The sequence below is a fragment of the Burkholderia sp. AU15512 genome, from assembly GCF_002223325.1.
Taxonomy (GTDB): domain Bacteria; phylum Pseudomonadota; class Gammaproteobacteria; order Burkholderiales; family Burkholderiaceae; genus Burkholderia.
In genome coordinates this window covers 1,620,516-1,646,221 of record NZ_NKEX01000003.1, presented here as the reverse complement: position 1 = coordinate 1,646,221, position 25,706 = coordinate 1,620,516, and the positions used below count along the sequence as shown (strand labels likewise).

Annotated in this window: 23 protein-coding genes; 20 read left to right on the top strand and 3 right to left on the bottom strand. The window is 65.9% G+C overall.

The genetic code is table 11. The features are described from left to right. Positions 1-37: 37 nt before the first annotated feature. The 9 genes from hfq (at position 38) to CFB43_RS10180 (ending at position 9,576) form a co-directional block, all read left to right on the top strand. Positions 38-277 (top strand): RNA chaperone Hfq, encoded by a 240-nt coding sequence (gene hfq, locus CFB43_RS10220; protein ID WP_006399927.1) that lies wholly within the window; start codon positions 38-40, stop codon positions 275-277. 72 nt (positions 278-349) lie between these two features. Further along, on the top strand, positions 350-1,525 hold the full coding sequence (gene hflX / locus CFB43_RS10215; RefSeq protein ID WP_174946413.1) for a GTPase HflX: 1,176 nt from the start codon (positions 350-352) through the stop codon (positions 1,523-1,525). Positions 1,526-1,572: 47 nt separating this feature from the next. Beyond that, on the top strand, positions 1,573-2,913 hold the full coding sequence (gene hflK / locus CFB43_RS10210) for an FtsH protease activity modulator HflK (RefSeq protein ID WP_089494983.1): 1,341 nt from the start codon (positions 1,573-1,575) through the stop codon (positions 2,911-2,913). Between the two features lie 15 nt (positions 2,914-2,928). Continuing rightward, a complete protein-coding gene (gene hflC, locus CFB43_RS10205; protein ID WP_089494982.1) occupies positions 2,929-3,828 on the top strand; it encodes a protease modulator HflC in 900 nt (299 codons plus the stop codon). A gap of 36 nt (positions 3,829-3,864) precedes the next feature. Next, entirely contained in the window at positions 3,865-4,056 is a 192-nt protein-coding gene (locus CFB43_RS10200) for a DUF2065 domain-containing protein (RefSeq protein WP_011352254.1), read from the top strand. 114 nt (positions 4,057-4,170) lie between these two features. Beyond that, positions 4,171-5,319: an ATP phosphoribosyltransferase regulatory subunit gene (locus tag CFB43_RS10195; RefSeq protein ID WP_011352253.1), complete on the top strand. Its 1,149-nt coding sequence runs from the start codon at positions 4,171-4,173 to the stop codon at positions 5,317-5,319. A 113-nt stretch (positions 5,320-5,432) separates the two neighbouring features. Next, a complete protein-coding gene (locus CFB43_RS10190; RefSeq protein ID WP_011352252.1) occupies positions 5,433-6,779 on the top strand; it encodes an adenylosuccinate synthase in 1,347 nt (448 codons plus the stop codon). Positions 6,780-6,786: 7 nt separating this feature from the next. After that, positions 6,787-7,383: a phosphoribosyltransferase gene (locus CFB43_RS10185; RefSeq protein ID WP_011352251.1), complete on the top strand. Its 597-nt coding sequence runs from the start codon at positions 6,787-6,789 to the stop codon at positions 7,381-7,383. 276 nt (positions 7,384-7,659) lie between these two features. Then, positions 7,660-9,576: a potassium transporter Kup gene (locus CFB43_RS10180; RefSeq protein ID WP_069248096.1), complete on the top strand. Its 1,917-nt coding sequence runs from the start codon at positions 7,660-7,662 to the stop codon at positions 9,574-9,576. 111 nt (positions 9,577-9,687) lie between these two features. Here the strand turns inward: CFB43_RS10180 and CFB43_RS10175 are convergent, their stop codons facing one another. Continuing rightward, positions 9,688-12,015, bottom strand: coding sequence for a Tex family protein (locus CFB43_RS10175; RefSeq protein WP_089494981.1), 2,328 nt, complete (start codon positions 12,013-12,015; stop codon positions 9,688-9,690). A 160-nt stretch (positions 12,016-12,175) separates the two neighbouring features. Here CFB43_RS10175 and CFB43_RS10170 point away from each other — a divergent pair, with 160 nt between their 5' ends. The 3 genes from CFB43_RS10170 (at position 12,176) to CFB43_RS10160 (ending at position 15,525) form a co-directional block, all read left to right on the top strand. Beyond that, a complete protein-coding gene (locus tag CFB43_RS10170) occupies positions 12,176-12,928 on the top strand; it encodes a hypothetical protein (RefSeq protein ID WP_089494980.1) in 753 nt (250 codons plus the stop codon). Between the two features lie 76 nt (positions 12,929-13,004). Then, positions 13,005-13,220, top strand: a complete 216-nt coding sequence (locus tag CFB43_RS10165; protein WP_006478692.1) for a YdcH family protein — start codon at positions 13,005-13,007, stop codon at positions 13,218-13,220. Positions 13,221-13,275: 55 nt separating this feature from the next. Next, positions 13,276-15,525, top strand: a complete 2,250-nt coding sequence (locus CFB43_RS10160) for an ATP-dependent DNA helicase (protein ID WP_089431155.1) — start codon at positions 13,276-13,278, stop codon at positions 15,523-15,525. 121 nt (positions 15,526-15,646) lie between these two features. Here the strand turns inward: CFB43_RS10160 and CFB43_RS10155 are convergent, their stop codons facing one another. Next, entirely contained in the window at positions 15,647-16,471 is an 825-nt protein-coding gene (locus tag CFB43_RS10155; protein WP_011549700.1) for an outer membrane protein assembly factor BamD, read from the bottom strand. A 41-nt stretch (positions 16,472-16,512) separates the two neighbouring features. On the opposite strand from CFB43_RS10155, the gene CFB43_RS10150 reads away from it, so the two are divergent. From CFB43_RS10150 to CFB43_RS10115, 8 genes are all read left to right on the top strand, one after another. After that, entirely contained in the window at positions 16,513-17,721 is a 1,209-nt protein-coding gene (locus tag CFB43_RS10150; protein WP_089494979.1) for an RluA family pseudouridine synthase, read from the top strand. A gap of 6 nt (positions 17,722-17,727) precedes the next feature. Continuing rightward, the gene (gene pgeF / locus CFB43_RS10145; RefSeq protein ID WP_089495299.1) at positions 17,728-18,567 is read left to right on the top strand and encodes a peptidoglycan editing factor PgeF; all 840 of its coding nucleotides are present in this window, start codon (positions 17,728-17,730) and stop codon (positions 18,565-18,567) included. Between the two features lie 360 nt (positions 18,568-18,927). Beyond that, entirely contained in the window at positions 18,928-20,793 is a 1,866-nt protein-coding gene (locus CFB43_RS10140; protein WP_089494978.1) for a PHA/PHB synthase family protein, read from the top strand. A 99-nt stretch (positions 20,794-20,892) separates the two neighbouring features. Continuing rightward, complete coding sequence (locus CFB43_RS10135; RefSeq protein WP_089494977.1) at positions 20,893-22,074, top strand: acetyl-CoA C-acetyltransferase; 1,182 nt, start codon at positions 20,893-20,895, stop codon at positions 22,072-22,074. Positions 22,075-22,223: 149 nt separating this feature from the next. Then, positions 22,224-22,964, top strand: coding sequence for a 3-ketoacyl-ACP reductase (locus CFB43_RS10130; protein WP_027784565.1), 741 nt, complete (start codon positions 22,224-22,226; stop codon positions 22,962-22,964). 119 nt (positions 22,965-23,083) lie between these two features. Further along, on the top strand, positions 23,084-23,650 hold the full coding sequence (gene phaR, locus CFB43_RS10125; protein WP_006485265.1) for a polyhydroxyalkanoate synthesis repressor PhaR: 567 nt from the start codon (positions 23,084-23,086) through the stop codon (positions 23,648-23,650). Positions 23,651-23,795: 145 nt separating this feature from the next. After that, positions 23,796-24,002, top strand: a complete 207-nt coding sequence (locus tag CFB43_RS10120) for a hypothetical protein (RefSeq protein WP_089494976.1) — start codon at positions 23,796-23,798, stop codon at positions 24,000-24,002. Between the two features lie 48 nt (positions 24,003-24,050). Continuing rightward, a complete protein-coding gene (locus CFB43_RS10115) occupies positions 24,051-24,920 on the top strand; it encodes a lysozyme inhibitor LprI family protein (protein WP_256989965.1) in 870 nt (289 codons plus the stop codon). A 127-nt stretch (positions 24,921-25,047) separates the two neighbouring features. Here CFB43_RS10115 and CFB43_RS10110 read toward each other — a convergent pair whose 3' ends face one another. After that, positions 25,048-25,296 carry a hypothetical protein gene (locus tag CFB43_RS10110; protein ID WP_089440216.1) on the bottom strand — a complete coding sequence of 83 codons (249 nt, stop codon included), beginning with the start codon at positions 25,294-25,296 and terminating at the stop codon, positions 25,048-25,050. Positions 25,297-25,706 lie beyond the last annotated feature (410 nt).

The following is a 25,706-nucleotide window of genomic DNA, read 5'->3' as shown; positions in this document are numbered from 1 at the left end:
AGTCCAGATCAACCTGCAAAAAAAGATGGAGTACGCCATGAGCAACAAAGGGCAATTGTTACAAGACCCGTTTTTGAACGCACTGCGCAAAGAGCACGTTCCCGTTTCGATCTACCTCGTCAACGGCATCAAGCTTCAAGGGAACATTGAATCGTTCGACCAGTACGTCGTGTTGCTCCGTAATACGGTGACCCAGATGGTGTACAAGCACGCCATCTCGACGGTCGTGCCGGCGCGCCCGGTGAATTTCCACCCGGACGCGGAAGCCTCGTCCTAACCTATCGCAGCGGCCGGCATCCGGTCGCCGCGAGCGACCGATGCCAGCCGCCTTATCTTGACACCTGAAAATTTGATCAACGCAGCGCTCGTCGGCATCGATTTCGGCAAGACCGATTTCGAAGCCAGCCTCGAAGAACTCAGTCTTCTCGCCTCCAGCGCGGGAGCCCGTCCCGCAGTCACCCTCACGGGGCGTCGTTCCAGTCCCGATGCCAAGATGTTCATCGGCAGCGGCAAAGCCGAAGAACTCCGGCTCGCCTGCGACGCGCACAACGTCGAAATCGTCATCTTCAACCACGCATTGGCGCCCGCCCAGCAACGTAATCTGGAGCAGGCACTTAACAGGCGCGTGGTCGATCGCACCAGCCTCATCCTCGACATCTTTGCCCAGCGTGCCCGCAGCCATGAAGGCAAGCTGCAGGTCGAGCTCGCGCAGCTTCAGTACCTGTCGACGCGGCTCATTCGCGCATGGACCCACCTTGAACGGCAGAAGGGTGGTATCGGCCTGCGCGGCCCCGGTGAAACCCAGCTCGAAACCGACCGCCGGCTGATCGGCGAGCGCATCAAGATGCTGAAGTCGCGGCTCGACCGGCTGCGCCGGCAACACAGCACGCAACGCCGCCAGCGTGCGCGCAGCGGCACGATGTCGGTGTCGCTCGTCGGCTATACGAACGCGGGCAAGTCGACGCTGTTCAATGCGCTGACGAAAGCGCAGGCCTACGCGGCCGACCAGCTGTTCGCCACGCTCGATACGACGTCGCGGCGCGTGTACCTCGGCGACGAGGTCGGCCAGATCGTCGTGTCGGATACGGTCGGGTTCATCCGCGAGTTGCCTCACCAGCTGGTCGCCGCATTCCGCGCGACCCTCGAGGAAACGATCCACGCGGATCTGCTGCTGCACGTGGTCGATGCATCGAGCGCGGTCAGGCTTGAACAGATCGAGCAGGTCAATGGCGTGTTGCACGAGATCGGCGCGGACACGATCCGCCAGGTGCTGGTGTTCAACAAGATCGACGCCGTGCCTGAACTGGCGGCCCGCGGCGACGCGGTCGAGCGGGACGAGTATGGTAATATTTCGCGCGTCTTTTTGAGCGCGCGCACCGGTCAGGGTCTTGACGCGTTGCGTGCCGCCATCGCCGAAATCGCCTCCGCGGAACACCTTTCCAGCGCGACGTTACCCAACGGCGCGCTCGACGGCGCCCCCGCTGAACCACACGAAGACCACACGATTTCCGAACACGGGCGCTAACCGGTCCCGGCCGGTTCGTCGGCGTCTAATCTGGTGAACAAACTCTGGTGAACGAATACAACGAGCGGAGTACCTGGCGGCGGATGCGCGCCTTGCTGTCGATCAACGATCCCCGCTGGGGACGCGGCGAAGGCAATGGCAAAGACGGATCCCGTCCCCGCCCGAACGAATCGAAGCGTCCGCAAGGCGGCGACGGCGATGGTCCGCCCGATCTCGACGAGATGTGGCGCAACTTCAACCGGCGCCTGAACGGCCTGTTCGGCGGCAAGGGCGGCAACGGCTTCCGTCCTGACAACGGGCGAGCCGCGCGCGTCGGCGTCGGCATCGTGATCGGCGTGCTGGTCGCGGTCTACGCAGGCAGCGGGCTGTTCGTCGTGCAGGAAGGGCAGACGGGCGTCGTGCTGCAGCTCGGCAAGCTGTCGGGCACGGTCGGTCAGGGCGTGCACTGGCGCGCGCCGTATCCGTTCGCGTCGCACGAGATCGTCGATACGTCGCAGGTCCGCTCGATCGAAATCGGCCGCAACAACGTCGTGCGTCTCGCGAACGTGAAGGAAGCGGCGATGCTGACGCGCGACGCCGATATCGTCGACGTGCGCTTCATCGTGCAGTACCGCATCCGTTCCGCGACCGATTACCTGTTCCGCAGTGTCGACCCCGAGCGCAGTGTCTCGCAGGCCGCCCAGGCCGCGGTACGTGCGATCGTCGGCACGCGCAGCGCGGCCGACGTGCTGAACCAGGACCGCGACGCGCTGCGCGAGCAGCTCGCGGCCGCGATCCAGCGCGATCTCGATCGCTACCAGTCGGGGCTCGAGGTGACGGCCGTCACGATGCAGAGCGTTGCGGCGCCCGAGCAGACGCAGGCCGCGTACGGTGAAGTCGCGAAGGCACGCGACGAGCGCGAGGCCGCGAAGCGCGCCGCGCAAGCGTATGCAAACGACCTGCTGCCGAAGGCGCAGGGCGATGCGGCGAAGCTCGTCGACGAAGCGAAGGCGTATGCCGATCGCGTGGTCACGGAAGCCGAAGGCGATGCCGACCGCTTCAAGCAGGTCTATGCGCAGTACTCGAAGGCGCCCGCGGTGATCCGCGAGCGAATGTATCTCGAGACGATGCAGGAAATCTATTCGAATTCGACGAAGGTGTTCGTCGGCAACAAGGGCGGCAACAGCGTCGTGTATCTGCCGCTCGACAAGCTCGTCGAGCAGGGGCGACAAAACGCCGCGACGTCCACGGGCGCATCCGCACCCGACGCCGCGTCGGCACCGGCGGCTGCCGCGCCGGCTGCAGCGGCGCCCGCAAGTGCGGCGTCGGCCGTGGCGGCGTCGGGCACCGACGTGCTGCGATCGCGCGAGGCGTTTCGCAGCCGGTCGCGCGAAGACGATCTGAAGTAACGGGGAGCGCAGAACATGAACCGAATCATTGCGCTCGTCGTCGCAATCGTGATCGTTGCCTTCGCGGCATCGTCGACCGTCCTTACCGTCGATCCGCGCCATGCGGCCGTGCTGTCGGGGCGCGACGGCGCGCAACCCGAATTGGCGGGCCCTGGCATCCATTTCAAATTGCCGCCGCCGCTGCAGACGGCCACGCTGATCGACACGCGCCTGCAATCGCTCGAGTCGTCGGATCCGCTGCAACTGGCAACGGAAGACAAGCGCGACCTGCTCGTCGCCTACGCGGTGAAGTACCGGATCAGCGATCCGATGAAGTATTTCACGACGACGGGCGGTGACCCGTCGGCAGCCGGCGATCGTCTCGCCGGCGCGCTGAAGAGCGCACTCGGTGACGCGTTCGGCAAGCGCGCGCTCGACGACGCGCTCGGCGGCCAGCGTGCGATCGCCGATGCGGCCCGTGACGAAGTGAAGGCGAAGGCGTCCGGTTTCGGCGTCGACGTGGTCGACGTCCAGTTGACGCGCGTCGATTTGCCGGCCGCGCAGACCGATGCCGTCTATCAGCGGATGATCGGCGCGCTGCGAGATCAGGCGGCGCAGGTGCGTGCGCAAGGCGCGGCCGACGTCGAGCAGATCAAGGCGGACGCCGAACGCGAACAGCAGGCCGTGCTCGCGAACGCGTACAAGTCCGCACAGACGATCAAGGGCGAGGGCGACGCGAAGGCCGCGATGATTGCCGCCGACGCGTTCGGCCGCGATCCGCAGTTCTACCAGTTCTACGCGAGCCTGCAGGCTTACCGGAACACGTTCAAGCGCAACGACATCATCGTCGTCGATCCCGACAGCGAGTTCTTCCGCTTCATGCGCAGCCCGACGGGCGGTGCCGCACCGGCGGCGCCTGCTCCCCGCAAACACTGACCTTGGGGCGCCGCGTCGAGCGGCGCCGTCGCTCGCATGGACCTGGCTGGCTCGTTGTTGCTCGCAGTAGCGCTGATGCTGATCATCGAGGGGGCGTTCCCCTTCGTGTTTCCCGTCGCCTGGCGCGACACGTTTCGTAGAATAGCTGAGCGGCCGCCGCATCATATCCGGATCGGCGGGCTGATCGTGATGGTGCTCGGGCTCATACTGCTGCTGCTCGCCACCTGACCGGAGACCTGATCCGGACGGCTCATCCGCCGTTCGTCCCGCCCGAATTCAGAATTTCCGATTCACATCGCGGCGCGCGTGTCGCGCGCTGTTTCCCGTCGTAGGACCGTACCGATGTCGACCTGGTTACTTCCCGAGAATATCGCCGACGTATTGCCGTCGGAAGCGCGCAAGATCGAGGAGCTGCGCCGCAGGCTGCTCGACCGCTTCCGTTCGTATGGCTACGAAATGGTGATGCCGCCGCTGCTCGAGTATCTCGAATCGCTGCTGACGAGCGGCGGTGCAGACCTGCGCCTGCGCACCTTCAAGCTGGTCGACCAGCTGTCGGGTCGCACCCTCGGCCTGCGTGCGGACATCACACCGCAGGTCGCGCGGATCGACGCGCACCTGTTGAACCGCCAGGGCGTGACGCGCCTCTGCTATGCGGGACACGTGATGCATACGCGTCCGCGCGGCCTGCATGCGACGCGCGAGCAGATCCAGATCGGCGCCGAAATCTACGGGCATGCCGGGCTGGAAGCCGACCTCGAGATCCAGCAGCTGATGCTCGACGCGCTGCATCTCGCGGGCCTGTCGCGCATTCGTCTCGACCTCGGCCACGCGGGCGTGCTCGCGGCGCTGCTGGCGCGCGATGCGCAGGCCGCCGAGCGCGGCGAGTCGCTGTACGACGCGCTGTCGGGCAAGGACGTGCCGCTGCTGAACGAACTCACCGACGATCTCGGCGCCGATACGCGCGCCGCGCTGCGCGCGCTGCCGCATCTCTATGGCGACGCAAGCGTGCTCGCCGAGGCGCGTACACGCTTGCCGGTGCTGCCCGAAATCACGCGGGCGCTCGACGATCTGGCGCAGCTCGCGGCACAGGCGAAAGGTGCCGAAGTGGCGATCGATCTCGGCGACCTGCGCGGCTATGCATATCACAGCGGCGCGATGTTCAGCGCCTACATCGACGGCGTGCCGAACGCGATCGCGCGGGGCGGCCGCTACGACCACGTCGGCCAGGCATATGGGCGTGCCCGTCCCGCCACGGGCTTCTCGCTCGACCTGCGCGAGCTCGCGCGGATTTCGCCGGTCGAGGCGCGCGGCACCGCGATTCTCGCGCCGTGGGCGCAGGACGATGCGCTGAGCGCGGCCGTCGCGGCGCTGCGTGATGCGGGCGAGGTCGTGATCCAGGCGCTGCCGGGCCACGATCATGTGCTCGACGAGTTCGCGTGCGACCGTTCGCTCGTCGAGCGCAACGGCGCATGGGTGGTCGAACCCCGATAAACAGGCGTTCGCGGGACGTGCTTCGGCGTGCATATCGTTGAAGCGAAACGGAAAAATTCGGAATCGCCCGCGAACATAGGTAGAATACGTTTTTAACCAGCTAACGAATCAACATGTCTGCCAGCGCAGTGAACGTGACTCCCGGGCGCAATGTCGTCGTCGTGGGAACGCAATGGGGTGATGAAGGCAAGGGCAAGATCGTCGACTGGCTGACGGACCACGCTCAGGGCGTCGTGCGTTTCCAGGGCGGTCACAACGCCGGCCACACCCTCATCATCGGCGGCAAGAAAACGATCTTGCGCCTCATTCCGTCGGGCATCATGCGTGAAGGCGTCGCCTGCTACATCGGCAACGGCGTCGTCCTGTCCCCCGAAGCACTGTTCAAGGAAATCGGCGAGCTGGAAGAAGCGGGCGTGAACGTGCGCGACCGCCTGTTCATTTCCGAAGCCACGACGCTGATCCTGCCGTACCACATCGCGATCGACCAGGCGCGTGAAGCGCGCAAGGGCGCGGGCAAGATCGGTACGACCGGCCGCGGCATCGGCCCCGCGTACGAAGACAAGGTGGGCCGCCGCGCGCTGCGCGTGCAGGACCTGTTCGACGCGAAGACCTTCGCCGACCGCCTGCGTGAAAACCTCGATTTCCACAACTTCGTGCTGACCCAGTACCTGGGCGGCGCGGCTGTCGATTTCCAGGCCACGCTCGACACGATGCTGGGTTATGCCGACCGCCTGAAGCCGATGGTGGCCGACGTGTCGCGCCGCCTGTACGACGCGAACAATGCGGGCCAGAACCTGCTGTTCGAAGGCGCACAAGGCACGCTGCTCGATATCGACCACGGCACCTATCCGTTCGTCACGTCGAGCAACTGCGTGGCAGGTGCGGCGTCGGCTGGCGCGGGCGTGGGTCCGCAGAAGCTCAACTACATCCTCGGCATCACGAAGGCGTATTGCACGCGCGTCGGCTCGGGCCCGTTCCCGAGCGAACTGTACGATGCGGACAATCCGCAGCGTCAGGACCAGGTTGGCGTCACGCTCGCGAACGTCGGTAAGGAATTCGGTTCGGTCACCGGCCGTCCGCGCCGCACCGGCTGGCTCGACGCAGCCGCGCTGCGCCGCTCGATCCAGATCAACGGCGTGTCGGGCCTGTGCATGACGAAGCTCGACGTGCTCGACGGCCTCGACGAAGTCAAGCTGTGCGTCGGCTACAAGATCGACGGCAAGGATGCGGACATCCTGCCGCGCGGCGCCGCTGATGTGGCCCGTTGCGAGCCTGTTTACGAGACGTTTGCCGGCTGGAAGGAAAGCACGGTCGGCATCAAGACGTGGGAAGCACTGCCGGCGAATGCGCAGGCTTACCTGACCCGCGTCCAGGAAGTGGCTGGCGTGCCGGTCGACATGGTGTCGACGGGTCCGGACCGCGACGAAACGATCCTGCTCCGCCATCCGTTCAAGGTGTAATTTTCAGATGACGCAGCAAATCACGATGACGGCGGCAGACTTGATGACCGATCCGCGCAACGACGACAAGAACCTGTGGGTAGGCTGGGACGAGTATCACCGTCTCATCGAGCTGCTCGCGCTCCAGGTGCATGCATCGGGCTGGAAGTTCGACCAGATCCTGTGCCTCGCGCGCGGTGGCCTGCGCGTCGGCGATCAACTGTCGCGCATCTACGACGTGCCACTCGCGATTCTCGCGACGAGTTCGTACCGCGAAGCGGCCGGCACGGAGCAGGGCGACCTCGACATCGCGCAGTACATCACGATGACGCGCGGCAACTTGGCGGGCAACGTGCTGCTGGTCGACGATCTCGTCGATTCGGGCGTCACGCTTGCGCGCGTGCAGGAGCACCTGAAGGAGCGCTATCCGTCGGTGACCGCCGTGCGCTCGGCGGTACTCTGGTACAAGGGTTGCTCGAAGGTCAAGCCCGACTATCACACGCAGTTCCTGCCGACGAATCCGTGGATTCATCAGCCGTTCGAAGAGTGGGACACGGTTCGCCCGCACAACCTCGAGGCGTGGATCAAGCGCGGTCGCGCACAGCGCGACGGCTCGGGCGCGTAAGCGGCCGGCCAATCGAAGGAAAGCCTTGTACGGCGCCGCTTGCGGCGCCGTTTTTCATTGGGGCGTCATACGCGCTGGCGCCGCGCGTCCCGTGGCTCGGGTAGGCAGACGGCGCTGCCCCGGCTATGATTGGCAGCCCTGCCACAGCTCGCGCCGGATTGCATGCGCAGCGTGGATCACGTGGTGACAAGGCAACAGAGCAGGGCGGCGTTTCACGGGGGCGCGAGTAGAATAGCGCTCGTTTTGTCCGACCCGGACCCGATTATTACGCTTCATATGAACGACACGATCCACGCGACCGACGCAGCACACGCGCCGCATTCGACGCAACAACATTCGATGCGGGCGCTAGCGATAGCAGCCATCGGCGTCGTGTTCGGCGACATCGGCACCAGCCCGCTGTATTCGCTCAAAGAGGCGTTCAGCCCCGCACACGGCATTCCGCTCACCGAAGGATCGATTCTCGGCGTGATCTCGCTGCTGTTCTGGGCAATCATCCTGGTGGTCGGCATCAAGTACCTGCTGTTCGTGATGCGCGCGGACAACAACGGCGAAGGCGGCGTGCTCGCGCTGATGGCGCTGTCGTTGCGGCCGCTCGACTCGAAGACTCGCGTCGCGGGCGCGCTGATGGCGCTCGGGATCTTCGGCGCGTGCATGTTCTATGGGGACGCGGTGATCACGCCGGCGATCTCGGTGATGTCGGCGGTCGAAGGTCTCGAAATCGCGACGCCACACCTGTCCCATCTCGTGCTGCCGATCACGATCGTGATCCTGATCGCGCTGTTCTGGATCCAGCGTCACGGGACCGCACTGGTCGGCAAGCTGTTCGGCCCGATCATGGTGCTGTGGTTCGTCGTGATCGCAGCGCTCGGCGTTTACCACATCGTGCGCGTGCCGGGCATCATGGCTGCCATCAACCCGTATTACGCGGCGTCGTTCATGGCCGATCACCTGCTGCAGGCGTACGTCGTGCTCGGCTCGGTCGTGCTGGTGCTGACCGGCGCGGAAGCGCTCTACGCGGACATGGGGCACTTCGGCGCGAAGCCGATCCGCATCGCCGCCTACGGGCTCGTGATGCCGTCGCTCGTGCTGAACTACTTCGGCCAGGGCGCGTTGCTGATCCAGAACCCGAAGGCGATCGAGAACCCGTTCTTCCTGCTGGCGCCCGAATGGGGGCTGCTGCCGCTCGTCGTGCTGTCGACGGTCGCGACCGTGATCGCGTCGCAGGCAGTGATCTCGGGCGCGTATTCGCTGACGTCGCAGGCCATCCAGCTCGGCTACGTGCCGCGCATGAAGGTGCTGCACACGTCGGAACTCGCGATCGGCCAGATCTACGTGCCGGTCGTGAACTGGCTGCTGCTGTTCGTGATCCTCTGCATCGTCATCGGCTTCAAGAGCTCCGACAACCTCGCGGCCGCGTACGGTATCGCGGTGACGGCGACGATGGTGATCACGACCGTGCTCGCCGCGGTCGTGATGGTGAAGGTGTGGAACTGGAACCGGCTGCTGGTCGGCGCGATCATCGCGGTGTTTCTCGCAGTCGACCTTGGCTTCTTCGGCGCGAACCTGCTGAAGGTCGCGCAGGGCGGCTGGTTGCCGCTCGGCATCGGCGCGCTGCTGTTCTTCCTGCTGATGACCTGGTACAAGGGGCGTCACATCGTCAAGGAGCGCACGGCGGCCGACGGTATCCCGCTCGAACCGTTCCTGCAGGGGCTGCTCGCGCATCCGCCGCATCGCGTGTCGGGTACCGCGATCTACCTGACTGGCAACGACAAGCTCGTGCCCGTCAGCCTGCTGCACAACCTGAAGCACAACAAGGTGCTGCACGAGCGCACCATTTTCCTCACGTTCGTCACGCGCGACTTTCCTTACGTGCGCGACGACAAGCGTCAGTCCTCGCGTGATGCGGGCGGCGGGCTGTATATCGTCAAGGCCGAGTACGGCTTCAACGAGACGCCGGACGTGAAGGCCGTGCTCGAGGAATTCGGCCGCACGCACGACATGACGTTCGAGCTGATGGACACGTCGTTCTTCCTCGCGCGCGAAACGGTCGTGCCGACGCATCTGCCCGGGATGTCGATCTGGCGCGAGCGCGTGTTCGCCTGGATGCACCAGAATGCCGCGAAGCCGACCGACTTCTTCTCGATCCCCGCAAACCGCGTGGTCGAACTCGGGACGAAGATCGAGATCTGACACAAGGTGTGGCGCGTAGGCCGTCGGGCCGCGCGCCGTGTTTGCCGAAGTCGTAAAAAAGCCCGCCTTTCGGCGGGCTTTTTTATCTGTCGCGCAGGGGCTTGCGGGTGCTCAGCGCTTCAGCTTCGCGAATGCCGCGGCCATCGCGCCTGCCGGTTCCGGCTCGCGCGAACGCTGCTGCGGGCGGGCCGCGCCGCGCCCCGCGTTGCCGCGATCCTGGCCGCCGCGCGACGACATGCCGGGCGCCGCCGCGTCGTCGTCGAGGCGCATCGTCAGCGCAATGCGCTGGCGCTTCACGTCGACGTCAATCACCTTCACCTTGACGACCTGGCCGGCCTTCACGACTTCGTGCGGATCCTTGATGAACTTGGTCGACATCGCGGATACGTGGACGAGGCCGTCCTGGTGGACGCCGATGTCCACGAACGCGCCGAACGCGGCGACGTTCGTCACGACGCCTTCGAGCGTCATGCCGGGCACGAGATCCGACACTTTCTCGACGCCTTCGCGGAACGTCGCGGTCTTGAATTCGGGGCGCGGATCGCGGCCCGGCTTCTCCAGTTCGGACAGGATGTCGCGCACGGTGGGCAGGCCGAAACGTTCGTCAACAAATTCCGTCGGGGACAGGCCCGACAGCGCTTCCCGGTTGCCGAGCACGTCGTCGATGCGCTTGCTGATCTTCGCGAGCATCCGCTCGACGACCGGATACGCTTCCGGGTGCACCGACGAGCGGTCGAGCGGATTCTCGCCGCCGTTGATGCGCAGGAAGCCCGCGGCCTGTTCGAAGGTCTTGTCACCGAGGCGCGGCACCTTGCGCAGGTGCTCGCGCGACGGGAACGGGCCGTTCGCATCGCGGTAGTCGACGATGTTGCGCGCGAGCGTCGCGTTCAGGCCCGATACGCGGGCGAGCAGCGGGGCCGACGCGGTGTTCGCGTCGACGCCGACCGCGTTCACGCAGTCCTCGACGACCGCGTCGAGCGAGCGGGCGAGTTCACGCTGGTTCACGTCGTGCTGGTACTGGCCGACGCCGATGGCCTTCGGCTCGATCTTCACGAGCTCGGCGAGCGGATCCTGCAGGCGGCGTGCAATCGAGACGGCACCGCGCAGCGACACGTCGAGCTCCGGGAATTCCTTCGCGGCCAGCTCGGATGCCGAATAGACCGAAGCGCCGGCTTCCGACACGACGATCTTCTGCAGGCGCAGCTCCGGGTGCTTCGCGATCAGTTCGCCCGCGAGCTTGTCGGTTTCACGTGACGCCGTGCCGTTGCCGATGCTGATCAGCTCGGCCTGCGTCTGCGCGGCGATGCGTGCGAGTTTCGCGATCGAGCCATCCCAGTCGCGGCGCGGCTCGTGCGGGTAGATCGTGTCGGTCGCGAGCACCTTGCCGGTGCGGTCGACGACCGCGACCTTCACACCCGTGCGCAGGCCGGGGTCGAGACCGATCACGGCCTTCGGGCCGGCCGGCGCGGCCAGCAGCAGGTCGTTCAGGTTGCGCGCGAACACGCGGATCGCTTCCGTTTCGGCCGTTTCGCGCAATTGCGTGAGCAGCTCGTTTTCGATGTGCGGCTGCACCTTCACGCGCCAGCACCAGCGGCATACGTCGGACAGCCACTTGTCGGCCGGGCGGTTCTGGTTCGCGATGCCGAAATGGCGCGCGATCATCGCCTCGCCGGGATGCGGCACCTGCGCGTCGAGTTCTTCGCCGAGGCCGAGCTTGATCGTCAGCACGCCCGCGTTGCGGCCGCGGAACAGCGCGAGGGCGCGGTGCGACGGCACGGTCTTGATCGTTTCCGCGTAGTCGTAATAGTCGCGGAATTTCTCGCCTTCCTCGTTTTCCTTGCCCTCGACGACGGCCGACGACACGACGCCCTGGTTGTGTAGATAGTCGCGCAGCTTGCCGAGCAGCTCGGCCGTCTCGCCGAACTGCTCGGACAGGATGTCGCGCGCGCCGTCGAGCGCGGCCTTTACGTCGGCCACGCCCTTCTCGGCGTCGACGTACGCGGCTGCCTCGGCCTGCGGGTCGAGCAGCGGGTTCGCGAGGAGCGCCTGGGCAAGCGGCTCCAGGCCGGCTTCGCGGGCGATCTGCGCACGCGTGCGGCGCTTCGGCTTGTACGGCAGATAAAGGTCTTCGAGCACCTGCTTGCTGTCGGCCGCGTCGATCGCGGCGCGCAGTTCGTCGGTCAGCTTGCCCTGTTCGTCGATGCTCGACAGGATCGACGCACGGCGATCCTCGAGTTCGCGCAGATACAGGAGGCGTTCCTCGAGCTGGCGCAACTGCGTGTCGTCCAGGTTGCCGGTCACTTCCTTGCGGTACCGGGCAATGAACGGAACGGTCGAGCCTTCGTCGAGGAGTTGCACGGCCGCCGCGACCTGGCGCGGCTGGACGGACAGTTCGGTGGCGATGCGCTGTACGATCTTGAGTGCTACGGTTTCCGTCATGTCGTGGATGATCTGCCTGCTGAAATCGCGGCGGGGGCCGGCAGGCCCGAGGCGGCGGGCTGCGTGGCGGGCCCGACGGGCCGGATGCCGCGGGTGAGTGAAGCGGGGCATTTTGCCATAAATGGCGGAGCGCCCAGCCGGGGGTGATAGAATTTGACACATGTCCCGCAGCTTTCCTACGACGTTGCCAACTTCCCGAATTTCTCTCGTCGCGCTCGGCGCAGCGCTCGCCGCGGCTTTGTCTGCAGGGCCTTCCGGCGCGTTCGCGCAAGCGTCGGACGCCACCGCGCCGGCCGCCGCCGCGGCTGCGCCCGTGACGGCCACGGCCGCACCGGATTTCGACGCCCGTCAAAAAGTGCTCAATCAACGCTCCGCAGAAAACGATTATCGTTATGCGGTGGCCGAGCACGATTGCTACAGCAAGTTCTTCGTCAATCACTGTCTCGGCAAGGCGCGTGAACAGATGCGCGACGAGCGGGCGAGCATCCGCCAGGAGCAACTCGCGCTCAACGACGAGCAGCGGGCGGTGCATGCGCAGCAGCGCGACCAGCAGCAGGCGCTGAAGGCGGCGCAGAACGCGGCGGAAGCACCGCAGCGCGCGGCGAACGACGCGGCAAACGCGGCTGCGTTCCGCGACAAGCAGGAGCAGAATGCGCTGAAGCAGGCGCAGCGTGGTGCGGAAGGGCCACAGCGCGCGGCGAACAAGCAGGCATACGACCAGAAGCAGGGCGACTTCCAGCGCAAGCTCGACCAGGCGCACCAGCAGGCCGCGCAGAAGGCGCAGGAGCGGGCGGACAACGCCGCGCGCTACGAGCAGAAGCAGAAGGAAGCCGTGCAGCACAAGGCCGATGTCGAGCAGCGTCAGAAGGAAGCGGCCGAGAAGGCGCAGCAGAAGCAACAGCAGGGGCAGTAACGTGTTGGATTGATCGAGATCAGTCTCGGGCGCGCTGGCACGCCGGTCGGCGCGCTGCTTCGATGAGGAGGCAAGTATGCAAAACCGTCACACGGAACAGCAGCAGGAGTTGCACAACCGTTTGGCTGCATTGCAGGAGCAGCACCAGCAGCTCGCTCGGGAGATCGAGCTGAAGGAAGGGCACTCCGACATCGACGACATCACGCTGCACCGGCTGAAGAAGGAAAAGCTGGCGGCCAAGGACAAAATCATTTTGCTGCAATCGCAGCTGGAACCGGATAAGCGCGCCTGAGCGCGGCCTGGCAAGCGCCGGCGCCGCCCGGGCGCTGGACACAGGAACGCTTGCCTTGAATTCACCGCTTGAAGCCACCCCCGATGCCCGGCGCGACGTGTCGCCCGCCGGGCGCGCTCGTGCGCCCGAAGGCACCTTTGAGCTGAGCCGCAAGCGCGTCGACGAACTCGACACGATCTTCGGCGAAGGCGGGTTGCTGGCGCGTGCGCTCGACGGCTATCGGCCGCGACAGTCGCAGATCGAGATGGCACGTGCCGTCGCGTCCGCGATGGAAGCGTCCGCGCGCCGGATGCCCGAACCCGAGATCTTCGAAACCCGCAAGCGGCCGGCGCGTCGCCTCGGCGACGGCGACAAGGCGGCCGAAACGGGCGCGGACGCCGCCGCGGCAGCCGAAGTCGACGGCGATGCCGGCGACAACACGCTGATCGTCGAGGCCGGTACGGGTACCGGCAAGACCTATGCGTACCTCGTGCCTGCGATGCTGTGGGGCGGCAAGGTGATCGTGTCGACCGGCACGAAACACCTGCAGGACCAATTGTTCGCGCGCGACATCCCGACCGTGCGCAACGCGCTGGCGGTGCCGGTGTCGGTCGCGATGCTGAAGGGCCGCGCCAACTACCTGTGCCACTACTACCTGCAGCGCACGGCCGACAACGGCCGGTTGCCGTCGCGGCAGGATACGGCGTATCTGCAGGAAATCGTCCGCTTCGCGAAGATCACGAAGAGCGGCGACAAGGCCGAGCTCGCGAGCGTGCCGGAAACGGCACCCGTGTGGTCGATGGTCACGTCGACGCGCGACAACTGCCTCGGCCAGGAATGCCCGCATTACAAGGATTGCTTCGTGATGCAGGCGCGGCGCGAGGCGCAGCAGGCCGACGTCGTCGTCGTCAACCACCACCTGTTCTTCGCGGACATCATGCTGCGCGATACGGGGATGGCCGAGCTGCTGCCGAACGCGAACACGGTCATCTTCGACGAAGCGCATCAGTTGCCGGAAACGGCGACGCTGTTCTTCGGCGAAACGCTGTCGACGACGCAGATTCTCGAGCTCGCCCGCGACACGGTGGCGGAAGGCCTGAGCCATGCACGCGACGCGGTCGAGTGGGTGAAGCTCGGCGGCGATCTCGAGCGCGCGGCGCGCGACTTGCGCCTGGCGTTCGCGAACGACCAGATCGTCCGCATGTCGCTCGCCCAGCTCGGCGACGATCACCCGATGTTCGGTGCGCTCGACGCGCTCGAGGCTGCGCTCGACGCGCTGGCGTCGGCGCTTGCCAGCCAGGCCGAACGGGCGGAATCGCTCGGCGCATGCCTGCGGCGCGCACGCGAGCTGCAGGACCTGCTGGCCGGCTGGGTCGCACCCGGCGCGACGGAAGCGGCGGCGAAGGCCGACGCAACGGCGGCCGGCGACAAGGCGGCCTCCGACGGCGATCCGAACGAGAAGGTGCGCTGGGTCGAAGTGTTCGCGCATACGGTCCAGCTGCACGAAACGCCGCTGTCGGTCGCGCCGATCTTTGCCAAGCAGCGCGCGGGCGTGCCGCGTGCCTGGGTGTTCACGTCGGCCACGCTGTCGGTGCGCGGCGACTTCACGCACTATGCGGCGCAAATGGGCCTCAGCTCGCGTCGCTCGATGACGCTCGCGAGCCCGTTCGACTACCAGTCGCAAGGGCTGCTGTACGTGCCGCGCAATCTGCCGCAACCGTCTTCGCCGGCGTTTACCGATGCCGTCTTCGATGCCGCGCTGCCGGCGATCGAGGCGTCCGGCGGCGGCGTGTTCATGCTGTGCACGACGCTGCGCGCGGTCGACCGGATCGCGTCGAAGCTGCGCGACGTGATCGAATCGCGCGGCTGGAACATGCCGCTGCTCGTGCAGGGCGATGCAAGCCGCACCGAACTGCTCGACCGTTTCCGTGCGTATGGCAACGCGATCCTGGTCGGCAGCCAGAGTTTCTGGGAAGGCGTCGACGTGCGCGGTGACGCGCTGTCGCTCGTCGTGATCGACAAGCTGCCGTTCGCGCCGCCGGACGATCCGGTGCTGGCCGCGCGGCTCGACGCGCTGACGAAGAAGGGGCTGAGCCCGTTCGCCGTGCACCAGTTGCCGCAGGCCGTGATCACGCTGAAGCAGGGCGCGGGCCGGCTGATTCGTGCGGAGACGGATCGCGGCGTGCTGATGATCTGCGACACGCGGCTCGTCGACAAGCCCTACGGGCGCCGGATCTGGCAGAGCCTGCCGCCGTTCAAGCGGACCCGCGAGATCGCGGTCGTCCAGGACTTCTTCGACGAGCACCGTTCGGCAAAGCGCACGTGACGGTGCGTGCGGCGATCGTCGCGCGATCGCACCGGCGCCGCCTGAATGTGGCGCCCATAAAAAAACCCGGCTCGATGGCCGGGTTTTTTGTGCGTGCAGCGCGTGCCGCACGGTGCTGTCGTCAGAACTGCCACCACGACTTCTTCGCGCCGGGGCGCGAGTGGCCCGTGACGTACGGGCTGTCGGGGAACGTGCCGGCGAGCACGCGCTTCGTGTCCTCGGCGAGTTCCGGCTGGTTCAGCTTGCCGTACGACAGGATCATGATGTGCAGTGCGTCCTCGATCGCCGGGGCGCCCTTGTAGTCCTTGATCGCGAGCTGCGCACGGTTGATGGCCGCGACGTAGGCGCCGCGCCGGTAGTAGTAGTCGGCCGCGTGCACTTCGTGCGATGCGAGCGCGTTGACGATGTAGCGCATCCGCGCGGCGGCGTCGGGCGCGTACTTGCTCTTCGGGAAGCGGTCGACGACGACCTTGAACGCATCGTACGATTCGCGCAGTGCCTGCGGATCGCGCTCGCTCATGTCCTGGCCAGAGAAGCGGCCGAACAGGCCAAGATCGTCGTTGAAGTGGATCATCCCCTTCAGGTAGTACGCGTACGGGATATCCGGATGATCGGGGTGGAGCTGGATGAAGCGATCGACGGCCTGGTCGGCGGCGGCCGCTTCGTTATCCTTCCAGTTGCAGTATGCAACGTTGATCTGCGCCTGCTGCGCGAAATGGCCGAACGGATCGCGACCTTGCAGCGATTCGAAATATTTCGCGCACTTGCCCCAGTCGCCGCCGGACAGTGCGTCCTGGGCCTCTGAGTATAATTTGTTGTTCGACCAGGTAGCCGTCTCGTCCTGCTTCTGCGGCAAGCCGTGGCAGCCGGCGATGAGGGCCGCGGCCGCTACCGCCGCAGCCCGGGCGGCGACGGTTCTGGCCGTGCGTTTGGTCGAATTCATCATGCTCGCATGTCCTAGCTTCAAGTCTCGGTGACCCAGTCTAAATGACCCGTTCAAGTTCGCAGAATGCCCAGCCGGGCACACCAAATCGCGAAGATTATAGCCCAAGCGATCGGCCCGCCGACGCCGCCTCGGGGGATTCCCTCGATGACGATCTGACCGGCGACGCAATGCAGCCGCCCGTCGTGCCGTCCGCGGCGGTCGATGAAGCGCCGCGCATCGTCGAAGTGCCGATGTCGCTCGCGGGCGAACGCCTCGACAAGGCGCTCGCCCAACTGTTCCCCGAATTCTCGCGCAGCCGCCTGCAGAGCTGGATCGAGGCGAAGCGCGTGCTCGTCGACGGCGCGCCGGCGAAGATCCGCCAGCCGGTGCCGCTCGGCGCGAAGATCGAGCTCGTGCCCGATCTGCTCCCCGAGCAGCTCGCCTTTACGCCGGAGCCGGTGCCGCTCGACGTGATCTACGAGGACGACGCGCTCGTCGTCATCAACAAGCCGGCCGGCCTCGTCGTGCATCCGGCCGCCGGCAACTGGAGCGGCACGATCCTCAACGGGCTGCTGCATCGCTACGGCGACGCGGCGGCCGGCCTGCCGCGCGCGGGGATCGTCCACCGGCTCGACAAGGAAACGTCGGGCCTGATGGTGGTGGCGCGCACGCTGGCCGCGCAGACGGACCTCGTACGCCAGTTGCAGGCGCGCACGGTGAAGCGCCGCTATTTCGCGCTCGTGTGGGGCACGATGCCCGAGGAAGGCACGATCGACGCGCCTATCGGCCGCGATCCGCGCGAACGCACGCGCATGGCCGTCGTCACGGGCGCATCGGGCAAGCCCGCGCGCACGCATTTCCGCACGGTTGACACATGCCTGTGGCAACGTCAGCCGGTTTCAGCGATCCAGTGCGATCTCGAGACCGGTCGCACGCACCAGATCCGCGTGCACTGCGCGCACGCCGGGCATCCGCTGCTCGGCGATCCCGTGTACGGACGTGCGCGCGGCAAGCGCTCGGTCACGCCGCTGCCGGACGGGTTCGCGCGACAGGCGCTGCATGCGTGGCGGCTCGGCCTCGTGCATCCGGTCACGGGCAAGGCGATGCAGTGGCGTTGCCCGCTGCCGGACGACCTGAACACACTCGTCGCGGCGCTCGGCTTCGGGCAGGGCGACGAGGAATTCGACGACGATGACGGTGTCTACGACGATGACGATTTCGGCGGCGAGTATCACGACGACGAGCCGGACCTGGACGATGAGGAGGAGTGAGTGCCGATGACGAACCTGGCGCCGTTGACGTGGCAGGACTGCATACAGCCCGACTGGCAGGTGTCGCCGCGCGTGCGCGCGCTGATCACGACGCGCGACGGCGGGGTGAGCGAAGGCCCGTACGGGCGTTGGCAGCGCGGAGACGCGCTGCCGGGCGGGATGAATCTCGGTCTGCATACCGGTGACGACCCGGCCCATGTGGCAGGGAATCGCGTACGCTTGCTGGCGCTGGCAGGCCAGTCGAGCGCTGCGTGGCTCGAGCAGGTTCACGGCGCGAAGATCGTGCGTGCGGACGAGGTGATCGCGACGGCGCCGATGGCGACGGCGCCGGTGCAGGCCGACGCGAGCGTCACCGACCGGGCGGGTGCCGTCTGTGTCGTGATGGTCGCGGATTGCCTGCCCGTGCTGCTGTGCGACACGCAGGGCCGCGCCGTCGGCGCCGCCCATGCGGGCTGGCGCGGGCTGGCGGCCGGCATCGTCGAGCAGGCCGCGGCGCGTGTCGCGGCACTCGCGGGCGGTGCGACGGACACGCTTCATGCATACCTCGGGCCGGCGATCGGCCCGCGGGCGTTCGAGGTCGGCGCTGACGTGCGTGACGCGTTTCTCGACACGGCCCCGCAGTCGGAGCATGATGAAACCCGGCTTGCGTTCGTCGCGATCGATGGCGCGCCCGGCAAGTTTCTCGCCGATCTTTATGCGCTCGCGCGCCTGCGTCTCGCTCGTGCTGGCGTTGCGCACGTGAGCGGTGGGACGGCCTGCACGGTCACCGAACAGACACGGTTCTATTCGTACCGGCGCGATCGCGTGACGGGCCGCATGGCAGCTGCGATCTGGCTGGCCGATTGACGGCATGCGCATGCGCGTGGAGTTTATTGCGCCGCAAAATCGGGTTATCTCGATATTTCGGCCGCGATGCCGCGCTGCATGCGCGATTGAATGAAAAATCCCGAAGTCAAGTCAACCAAAATGTTTTATGTTTCGCCGGAACCCTTGTCCCGTCTGTTGTGCGAGGATTATCTCCGTACGGAAATGTTCAGTGGTTTGACATGGCGCTTCACATGGGGAAAACGATAATGATAAAAATACCGCACTGCGGCAGAATCTGGAGACGCCTCTCCAGAGCATGACGGCCCGGCTCGCAGCCGGCATGCCGCGCGCGAGCAGGATTTCACGATAGACGCTCACGAATCACCGGTAAGGCAGGTAATGACAGCATCGAAAAAATCGTCGACGTCCGCTCAGGCGGGCACTTCCCCGGGCAGCATTGGTTTCGATCCGGCCGCCCAGCCGATGCAGCAGATGTTCGAGTCGTGGTTGAACGCGTGGCGCGGTTTTGCGGATCCGGCACGCGCCGCGACTGCGTCGGCCACCGTGAATCCGTTCGCCACATTCCAGTTTCCGACATCGTTCCCGTTCCAGATGCCGTCGATGCCCGATTTCGGCGCGATGGCGTCGCCGTTCGCCGGGTTGAAGCTGCCGGCCGCCGCGATTCCGCCCGAGCGGCTGCAGGCGTTGCAGGCCGACTACGCGCGCGATTGCATGGCGCTGATGCAGCAGGCGGCCGCGGCGAAGCTGGAGTCGCCCGAGCTGAAGGACCGCCGTTTCAGCGGCGATGCGTGGAAGGCGTCGCCGGCGCATGCGTTCGCGGCGGCCTGGTATCTGCTCAACGCGCGCTATCTGCAGGAACTGGCCGATGCGCTGCAGACCGATCCGAAGACGCGCGAGCGCATTCGTTTCACGGTCCAGCAATGGACGGCAGCCGCCGCGCCGAGCAACTTCCTCGCACTCAATCCCGACGCGCAGAAATCGATCCTCGAAACGCAGGGTGAAAGCCTGCGGCAAGGGATGATGAACCTGCTCGGCGACATGCAGCGCGGCAAGATTTCGCAGACCGACGAATCGCAGTTCGTGGTCGGCAAGAACCTCGGGTGTACTGAAGGCGCGGTCGTCTACGAGAACGACCTGATCCAGCTGATCCAGTACACGCCGAAGACGGACAAGGTGTTCGAGCGGCCGCTGCTGATCGTGCCGCCTTGCATCAACAAGTTCTACATCCTCGACCTGCAGCCCGAGAATTCGCTCGTCGCGCATGCGCTGTCGAACGGCCATCAGGTGTTCCTCGTGTCGTGGCGCAACGCGGACGCATCGGTCGCGCACAAGACGTGGGACGACTACATGAACGAAGGGCTGCTCGCGGCGATCGACGCCGTGCAGCAGGTGAGCGGCCGCGAGCAGATCAACACGCTCGGCTTCTGCGTCGGCGGCACGATGCTCGCGACCGCGCTCGCGGTGCTTGCCGCGCGCGGCGAACATCCGGCCGCGTCGATGACGCTGCTCACCGCGATGCTCGACTTCACCGACACCGGCATTCTCGACGTGTTCGTCGACGAGGCGCACGTGCAGATGCGCGAGCAGACCATCGGCGGCAAGAACGGCGCGCAGCCGGGGCTGATGCGCGGCGTCGAATTCGCGAACACGTTCTCGTTCCTGCGGCCGAACGACCTCGTGTGGAACTACGTCGTCGACAACTACCTGAAGGGCCGCACGCCGGCGCCGTTCGACCTGCTGTACTGGAACAGCGATTCGACGAGCCTGCCGGGCCCGATGTACGCGTGGTACCTGCGCAATACCTATCTCGAGAACAAGTTGCGCGAACCGGGCGCGCTGACCGTGTGCGGCGAATCGGTGGACCTGACGCTGATCGACGTGCCGACCTTCATCTACGGTTCGCGCGAGGATCACATCGTGCCGTGGCAGACGGCCTATGCGTCGACGTCGATCCTGTCGGGCCCGCTGAAGTTCGTGCTCGGCGCGTCGGGGCACATCGCGGGCGTGATCAATCCGCCGGCGAAGAAGAAGCGCAGCTACTGGGTCAACGACAGCGACCTGCCCGAATCGGCGGACGACTGGTTCGCCAGTGCAACCGAGCACCCGGGAAGCTGGTGGACGACCTGGGTCGAATGGCTCGACCAGTACGGCGGCCGCAAGGTGGAGCCGCCTGCCCAGCCCGGTACCGCGCAGTTCCCGGTGATCGAGCCGGCGCCGGGCCGCTACGTATTGCAGCGCGATTGACGAAAACCGGACAGCGGCGCAGGCTGTCCGGTGCACCGCAGTTTTTTTAACAGGGCCGGTAGCGATGCGCCGTGTCGTGCGGGCCTGGAGGAAAGGGAAATGACGGACGTAGTGATCGTATCGGCCGCGCGGACCGCGGTCGGCAAATTCGGCGGTTCGCTTGCGAAGATTGCGGCGCCCGAGCTGGGCGCGACGGTGATCCGCGCGGTGCTGGAGCGTGCGGGCGTGAAGCCCGAGCAGGTCAGCGAAGTGATCATGGGCCAGGTGCTGACGGCCGGTTCCGGGCAGAACCCGGCGCGGCAGTCGCTGATCAAGGCCGGGCTGCCGACGGCAGTGCCGGGGATGACGATCAACAAGGTGTGCGGCTCGGGCCTGAAGGCCGTGATGCTGGCGGCGAACGCGATCGTCGCGGGCGACGCGGACATCGTGATCGCAGGCGGCCAGGAGAACATGAGCGCGTCGCCGCACGTGCTGCCGGGCTCGCGCGACGGGTTCCGGATGGGGGATGCGAAGCTGGTCGACACGATGATCGTCGACGGCCTGTGGGACGTGTACAACCAGTACCACATGGGCATCACGGCGGAGAACGTCGCGAAGGAATACGGGATCACGCGCGAAGAGCAGGACGCGTTCGCGGCGCTGTCGCAGAACAAGGCGGAAGCCGCGCAGAAGGCCGGCCGCTTCGACGACGAGATCGTGCCGGTGGCGATTCCGCAACGCAAGGGCGAGCCGCTGCAGTTCGCCACCGACGAATTCGTGCGTCACGGCGTGACGGCGGAATCGCTGGCCGGGCTGAAGCCGGCGTTCTCGAAGGACGGCTCGGTGACGGCGGCGAACGCGTCGGGGCTGAACGACGGCGCGGCGGCGGTGCTGGTGATGTCGGCGCAGAAGGCGGCGGCACTGGGCCTGACGCCGCTGGCGCGGATCAAGGCGTACGCGAACGCGGGCGTGGATCCGAGCGTGATGGGGATGGGCCCGGTGCCGGCATCGCGCCGCTGCCTGGAGCGCGCGGGCTGGACGCCGGGCGACCTGGACCTGATGGAGATCAACGAGGCATTCGCGGCGCAGGCGCTGGCGGTGCACAAGCAGATGGGCTGGGACACGTCGAAGGTGAACGTGAACGGCGGGGCGATCGCGATCGGGCACCCGATCGGCGCGTCGGGGTGCCGGATCCTGGTGACACTGCTGCACGAGATGGCCAGGCGCGATGCGAAGCGCGGGCTGGCGTCGCTGTGCATCGGCGGCGGGATGGGGGTCGCGCTCGCGGTCGAGCGTCCGTAAGCGGCCCTCCGTAAGCGGCTGTCCGTCAGCGGTCATTCGCCACAAGCGAACCGAATTCGTGTGCCGGCCGATTGCGGCTTCGGTCGGCGTCACGTGAAGTCAGAGGGGGCCTCCGGCAGCTCTCGAAACCAAAAAATGGAGTGAGATTTATGTCTCAGCGAATTGCGTACGTAACGGGCGGGATGGGCGGCATCGGCACCAGCATCTGCCAGCGCCTGTCGAAAGACGGCTTCAAGGTGGTCGCAGGTTGCGGCCCGAACTCGCCGCGCCGGGTGAAATGGCTCGAGGAGCAGAAGGCGCTCGGGTACGATTTCATCGCGTCGGAAGGCAACGTCGGCGACTGGGACTCGACCAAGGAAGCGTTCGACAAGGTCAAGGCCGAAGTCGGCGAGATCGACGTGCTGGTCAACAACGCGGGCATCACGCGCGATGTCGTGTTCCGCAAGATGACGCACGAAGACTGGACCGCCGTGATCGACACCAACCTGACGAGCCTGTTCAACGTGACGAAGCAGGTGATCGACGGGATGGTCGAACGCGGCTGGGGCCGGATCATCAACATTTCGTCGGTGAACGGCCAGAAAGGGCAGTTCGGCCAGACCAACTACTCGACCGCGAAGGCCGGTATCCACGGCTTCACGATGTCGCTCGCCCAGGAAGTCGCGACGAAGGGCGTGACGGTCAACACCGTGTCGCCGGGCTACATCGGCACCGACATGGTGAAGGCGATTCGCCCGGACGTGCTCGAGAAGATCGTCGCGACGATCCCGGTGCGGCGTCTCGGCGGGCCGGAGGAAATCGGTTCGATCGTCGCGTGGCTCGCGTCGAACGATTCCGGTTTCGCGACGGGCGCAGACTTCTCGCTGAACGGCGGCCTGCACATGGGCTGAGCGTCCGCGCTGCGCGGGCCGGGTGGCCGCGCAGCCGGACGTTTTCCGAAGGCCCCCGCCTCCCGGATTCGGGCGGCGGGGATTCGTCACTTCCGCTACGCTGCACTCAAAGGCGTTACATGACTACTACAAAGAAGACGGCCGAACGGCTCATCAAGAAGTACCCGAACCGTCGGCTCTACGATACCGAGACAAGCACGTACATTACGCTGACCGACGTGAAGCAACTCGTGCTGGAGCAGGAGGACTTCAAGGTCGTCGATGCGAAATCCAACGAAGACCTGACGCGCAGCATCCTCCTGCAGATCATCCTCGAAGAGGAAAGCGGCGGCGTGCCGATGTTCTCGTCGTCGATGCTGTCGCAGATCATCCGTTTCTACGGGCATGCGATGCAGGGCATGATGGGCACGTACCTGGAAAAGAACATCCAGGCGTTCATCGACATCCAGAACAAGCTCGCGGATCAGTCGAAGAACCTGTACGAAGGCAATGCGATGAATCCGGAAGTCTGGTCGCAGTTCATGAACATGCAGGCGCCGATGATGCAAGGGATGATGACCAGCTACATCGAGCAGTCGAAGAACATGTTCGTGCAGATGCAGGAGCAGATGCAGAACCAGGCGAAGTCGATGTTCAGCACGTTCCCGTTCAAGCAGCCGGGCGCGTCGGAGCCGGAAAAGAAGTAACGGTCTCGCGGCAGGCCGACCGCGGCGGGCAACCCGCCGGGCGTCGGTGCCGCGAAGCGGCGCGGCGCGGGTCGGCCGATCGTGCATTCGGGCGCGACGATGTGTGTGGCCGCCGCCTGCCGGATCCTCTCGCCGACGGTCGTTCATGACCGTCGGCACCGAATGCGCATCCCGGGTTCGGGCGTGCGTGGCCGTCGTTCAGTCGATCGAGATCCCGTCGCTTGCGAAGGAACACCGGGGCGTGTCGTGCCTCATGGTGCGCGTTCGTGCGGGCACGCGTACCATGAGCGGCGCTGCGCTGCGCTGCGCTGCGCGGTGTGGCGTGGAAGCTGCGTTCGGCGAAATGCAATGACGCCGCCCGGGCACGACAGGCCGTGATGCGCGACGCCGCGTCGAGGCAATGCGATCAAGAAAAAACCGACTGAGAGAAAGCATGCGTGGGATTCGAGTGGCACCAGCCGGCCGGCTGGCTGGTTTAGCTTCGATGTTCATGCTGGGCGTTGGCATGGCGGTGCCTGCCTTTGCGATGGACTGCGCGAAAACCGTGCAGTCGATCGAGAAGCGCATCTGCGCGAGCTCCATCCTGCGCGCAGCCGACGCGCGGATGAATTCGGCGTACACGGGTGCGCTGAAGGCTGCACCGGACACGGCGACCCGCGACATGCTGGTGCGCAGCCAGCGCCGCTGGATCAGCGCGCGCAACAATCGTCTCGACGCCGATTACGAGGGTCGTCCGCTCGCCGTCGACGAAGTGCGCAAGGCAATCGATCGGCGCACCACCGTACTGGCCGATCAATCGAACAAAGGGTTGATCGCGCGTGCGCAGGCCGAGCGCCAGTGGCTCGCGAAATACACGGGCGGCCCGCTTACCGGTTTCGATGCAAACTGCGACTTCATTCCCGACGATGCGACTGGCGCGCACGTTTCCTACGCATGTTTCGGCGCGGTCCATGTGCAGCATCGTGCTCGGGTCTGCAGCCAGAGCGAGGACTGGGCGACCGGGGCGGTCTATCAGTACCGGTCGGTGAGCACGGCCGATGGCGGGAAGGTGCGACCCGTTGCGTATTGCGAAGCGCAGGCCCATGGGAGTGCGTGCGACACCGGTGGCGCGCAATCGGCGTGGATGCGTGCGGGGGCGTCCGGTGGCGATAACCACGCGTCAGCGCCGGTAGCGGGGCTGCCGCAACTCGATGCGGAAATGTGGCCGATCGGCGATGGCGACGATGCTTTGTGGTTCGAGCGCTGCTTGACCGCTGCGAAGTTTCCGTGAGCGCCGGATTGGATTGGTCTGTTGTGTGGGCCCGCTTCGGCGGGCGTTTTTACGTGCTCGCGATTGGCGGTTCACTACGAGGCGGGCCGGGTGTGCGCAATGGCCGACGTTACCGGCCCGGCTTGTCTTATGCCGGGAATCCTTGCTCGTCGTCGTGCGGCGGCAGATCGAGCACGAGCTTGACCGCGCAGTAGTTCGCCTTGAGCGAAAACACGCGGCCGATCACGAGGAACGTCTGTCGCGAATTCTCGAGCTCGACGAAGTCGCCCGGTTGCGGCACGTGCGCGCCCTGGTCGTAGGAGAAACTCGTGCTGGTTTGCTCGCCAATGGTTTCGGCTGCGTGTTCGGTGAATTCGATCGTGATGTGGGTGGTCATGCGAGCCCCGTTGGGTAATGGAAGAGAGGGAAGAGCGTGGACGCTGCGATTTTCGCATAGCGACGGCGCGGTTCCGCCGGAATTGTCGGGAAGTGACGCGTGCGCGTGGATCCCGTCACTTCGCCGATTTCCAGTCGAAGGCGGACTGCACGGTCCTGGCCAGCCCGTTGTGCAGCCCCAGCCAGAGCAGCTTGATCGCCGCCTCGTCGTTCGGGAAGTGGCCACGCATCTTGCCGCACGTGGCGTTGACGGTAAGCCGACAGCCCGTCATCCCGCATCAAACCGACGTGAGCGGCACGCATGTTTCCCATGCGTGTTTCGGCGCGATCCATGTGCAGCATCGTGCACGGATCGGCAGCCAGAGCAAGGACTGGGCGACCGGCGCGGATGATCAAGACCGGTCGGTGAGT

Excerpts from the sequence above, each read along its gene's own strand:
- hfq (WP_006399927.1), top strand. The coding sequence starts at position 38 with ATGAGCAACAAAGGGCAATTGTTACAAGACCCGTTTTTGAACGCACTG.
- hflC (WP_089494982.1), top strand. The coding sequence starts at position 2,929 with ATGAACCGAATCATTGCGCTCGTCGTCGCAATCGTGATCGTTGCCTTC.
- CFB43_RS10200 (WP_011352254.1), top strand. The coding sequence starts at position 3,865 with ATGGACCTGGCTGGCTCGTTGTTGCTCGCAGTAGCGCTGATGCTGATC.
- CFB43_RS10195 (WP_011352253.1), top strand. The coding sequence starts at position 4,171 with ATGTCGACCTGGTTACTTCCCGAGAATATCGCCGACGTATTGCCGTCG.
- CFB43_RS10190 (WP_011352252.1), top strand. The coding sequence starts at position 5,433 with ATGTCTGCCAGCGCAGTGAACGTGACTCCCGGGCGCAATGTCGTCGTC.
- CFB43_RS10185 (WP_011352251.1), top strand. The coding sequence starts at position 6,787 with ATGACGCAGCAAATCACGATGACGGCGGCAGACTTGATGACCGATCCG.
- CFB43_RS10180 (WP_069248096.1), top strand. The coding sequence starts at position 7,660 with ATGAACGACACGATCCACGCGACCGACGCAGCACACGCGCCGCATTCG.
- CFB43_RS10175 (WP_089494981.1), bottom strand. The coding sequence starts at position 12,015 with ATGACGGAAACCGTAGCACTCAAGATCGTACAGCGCATCGCCACCGAA.
- CFB43_RS10170 (WP_089494980.1), top strand. The coding sequence starts at position 12,176 with ATGTCCCGCAGCTTTCCTACGACGTTGCCAACTTCCCGAATTTCTCTC.
- CFB43_RS10165 (WP_006478692.1), top strand. The coding sequence starts at position 13,005 with ATGCAAAACCGTCACACGGAACAGCAGCAGGAGTTGCACAACCGTTTG.
- CFB43_RS10155 (WP_011549700.1), bottom strand. The coding sequence starts at position 16,471 with ATGATGAATTCGACCAAACGCACGGCCAGAACCGTCGCCGCCCGGGCT.
- CFB43_RS10150 (WP_089494979.1), top strand. The coding sequence starts at position 16,513 with ATGACCCGTTCAAGTTCGCAGAATGCCCAGCCGGGCACACCAAATCGC.
- pgeF (WP_089495299.1), top strand. The coding sequence starts at position 17,728 with ATGACGAACCTGGCGCCGTTGACGTGGCAGGACTGCATACAGCCCGAC.
- CFB43_RS10140 (WP_089494978.1), top strand. The coding sequence starts at position 18,928 with ATGACAGCATCGAAAAAATCGTCGACGTCCGCTCAGGCGGGCACTTCC.
- CFB43_RS10135 (WP_089494977.1), top strand. The coding sequence starts at position 20,893 with ATGACGGACGTAGTGATCGTATCGGCCGCGCGGACCGCGGTCGGCAAA.
- CFB43_RS10130 (WP_027784565.1), top strand. The coding sequence starts at position 22,224 with ATGTCTCAGCGAATTGCGTACGTAACGGGCGGGATGGGCGGCATCGGC.
- phaR (WP_006485265.1), top strand. The coding sequence starts at position 23,084 with ATGACTACTACAAAGAAGACGGCCGAACGGCTCATCAAGAAGTACCCG.
- CFB43_RS10120 (WP_089494976.1), top strand. The coding sequence starts at position 23,796 with ATGACCGTCGGCACCGAATGCGCATCCCGGGTTCGGGCGTGCGTGGCC.
- CFB43_RS10115 (WP_256989965.1), top strand. The coding sequence starts at position 24,051 with ATGCGATCAAGAAAAAACCGACTGAGAGAAAGCATGCGTGGGATTCGA.
- CFB43_RS10110 (WP_089440216.1), bottom strand. The coding sequence starts at position 25,296 with ATGACCACCCACATCACGATCGAATTCACCGAACACGCAGCCGAAACC.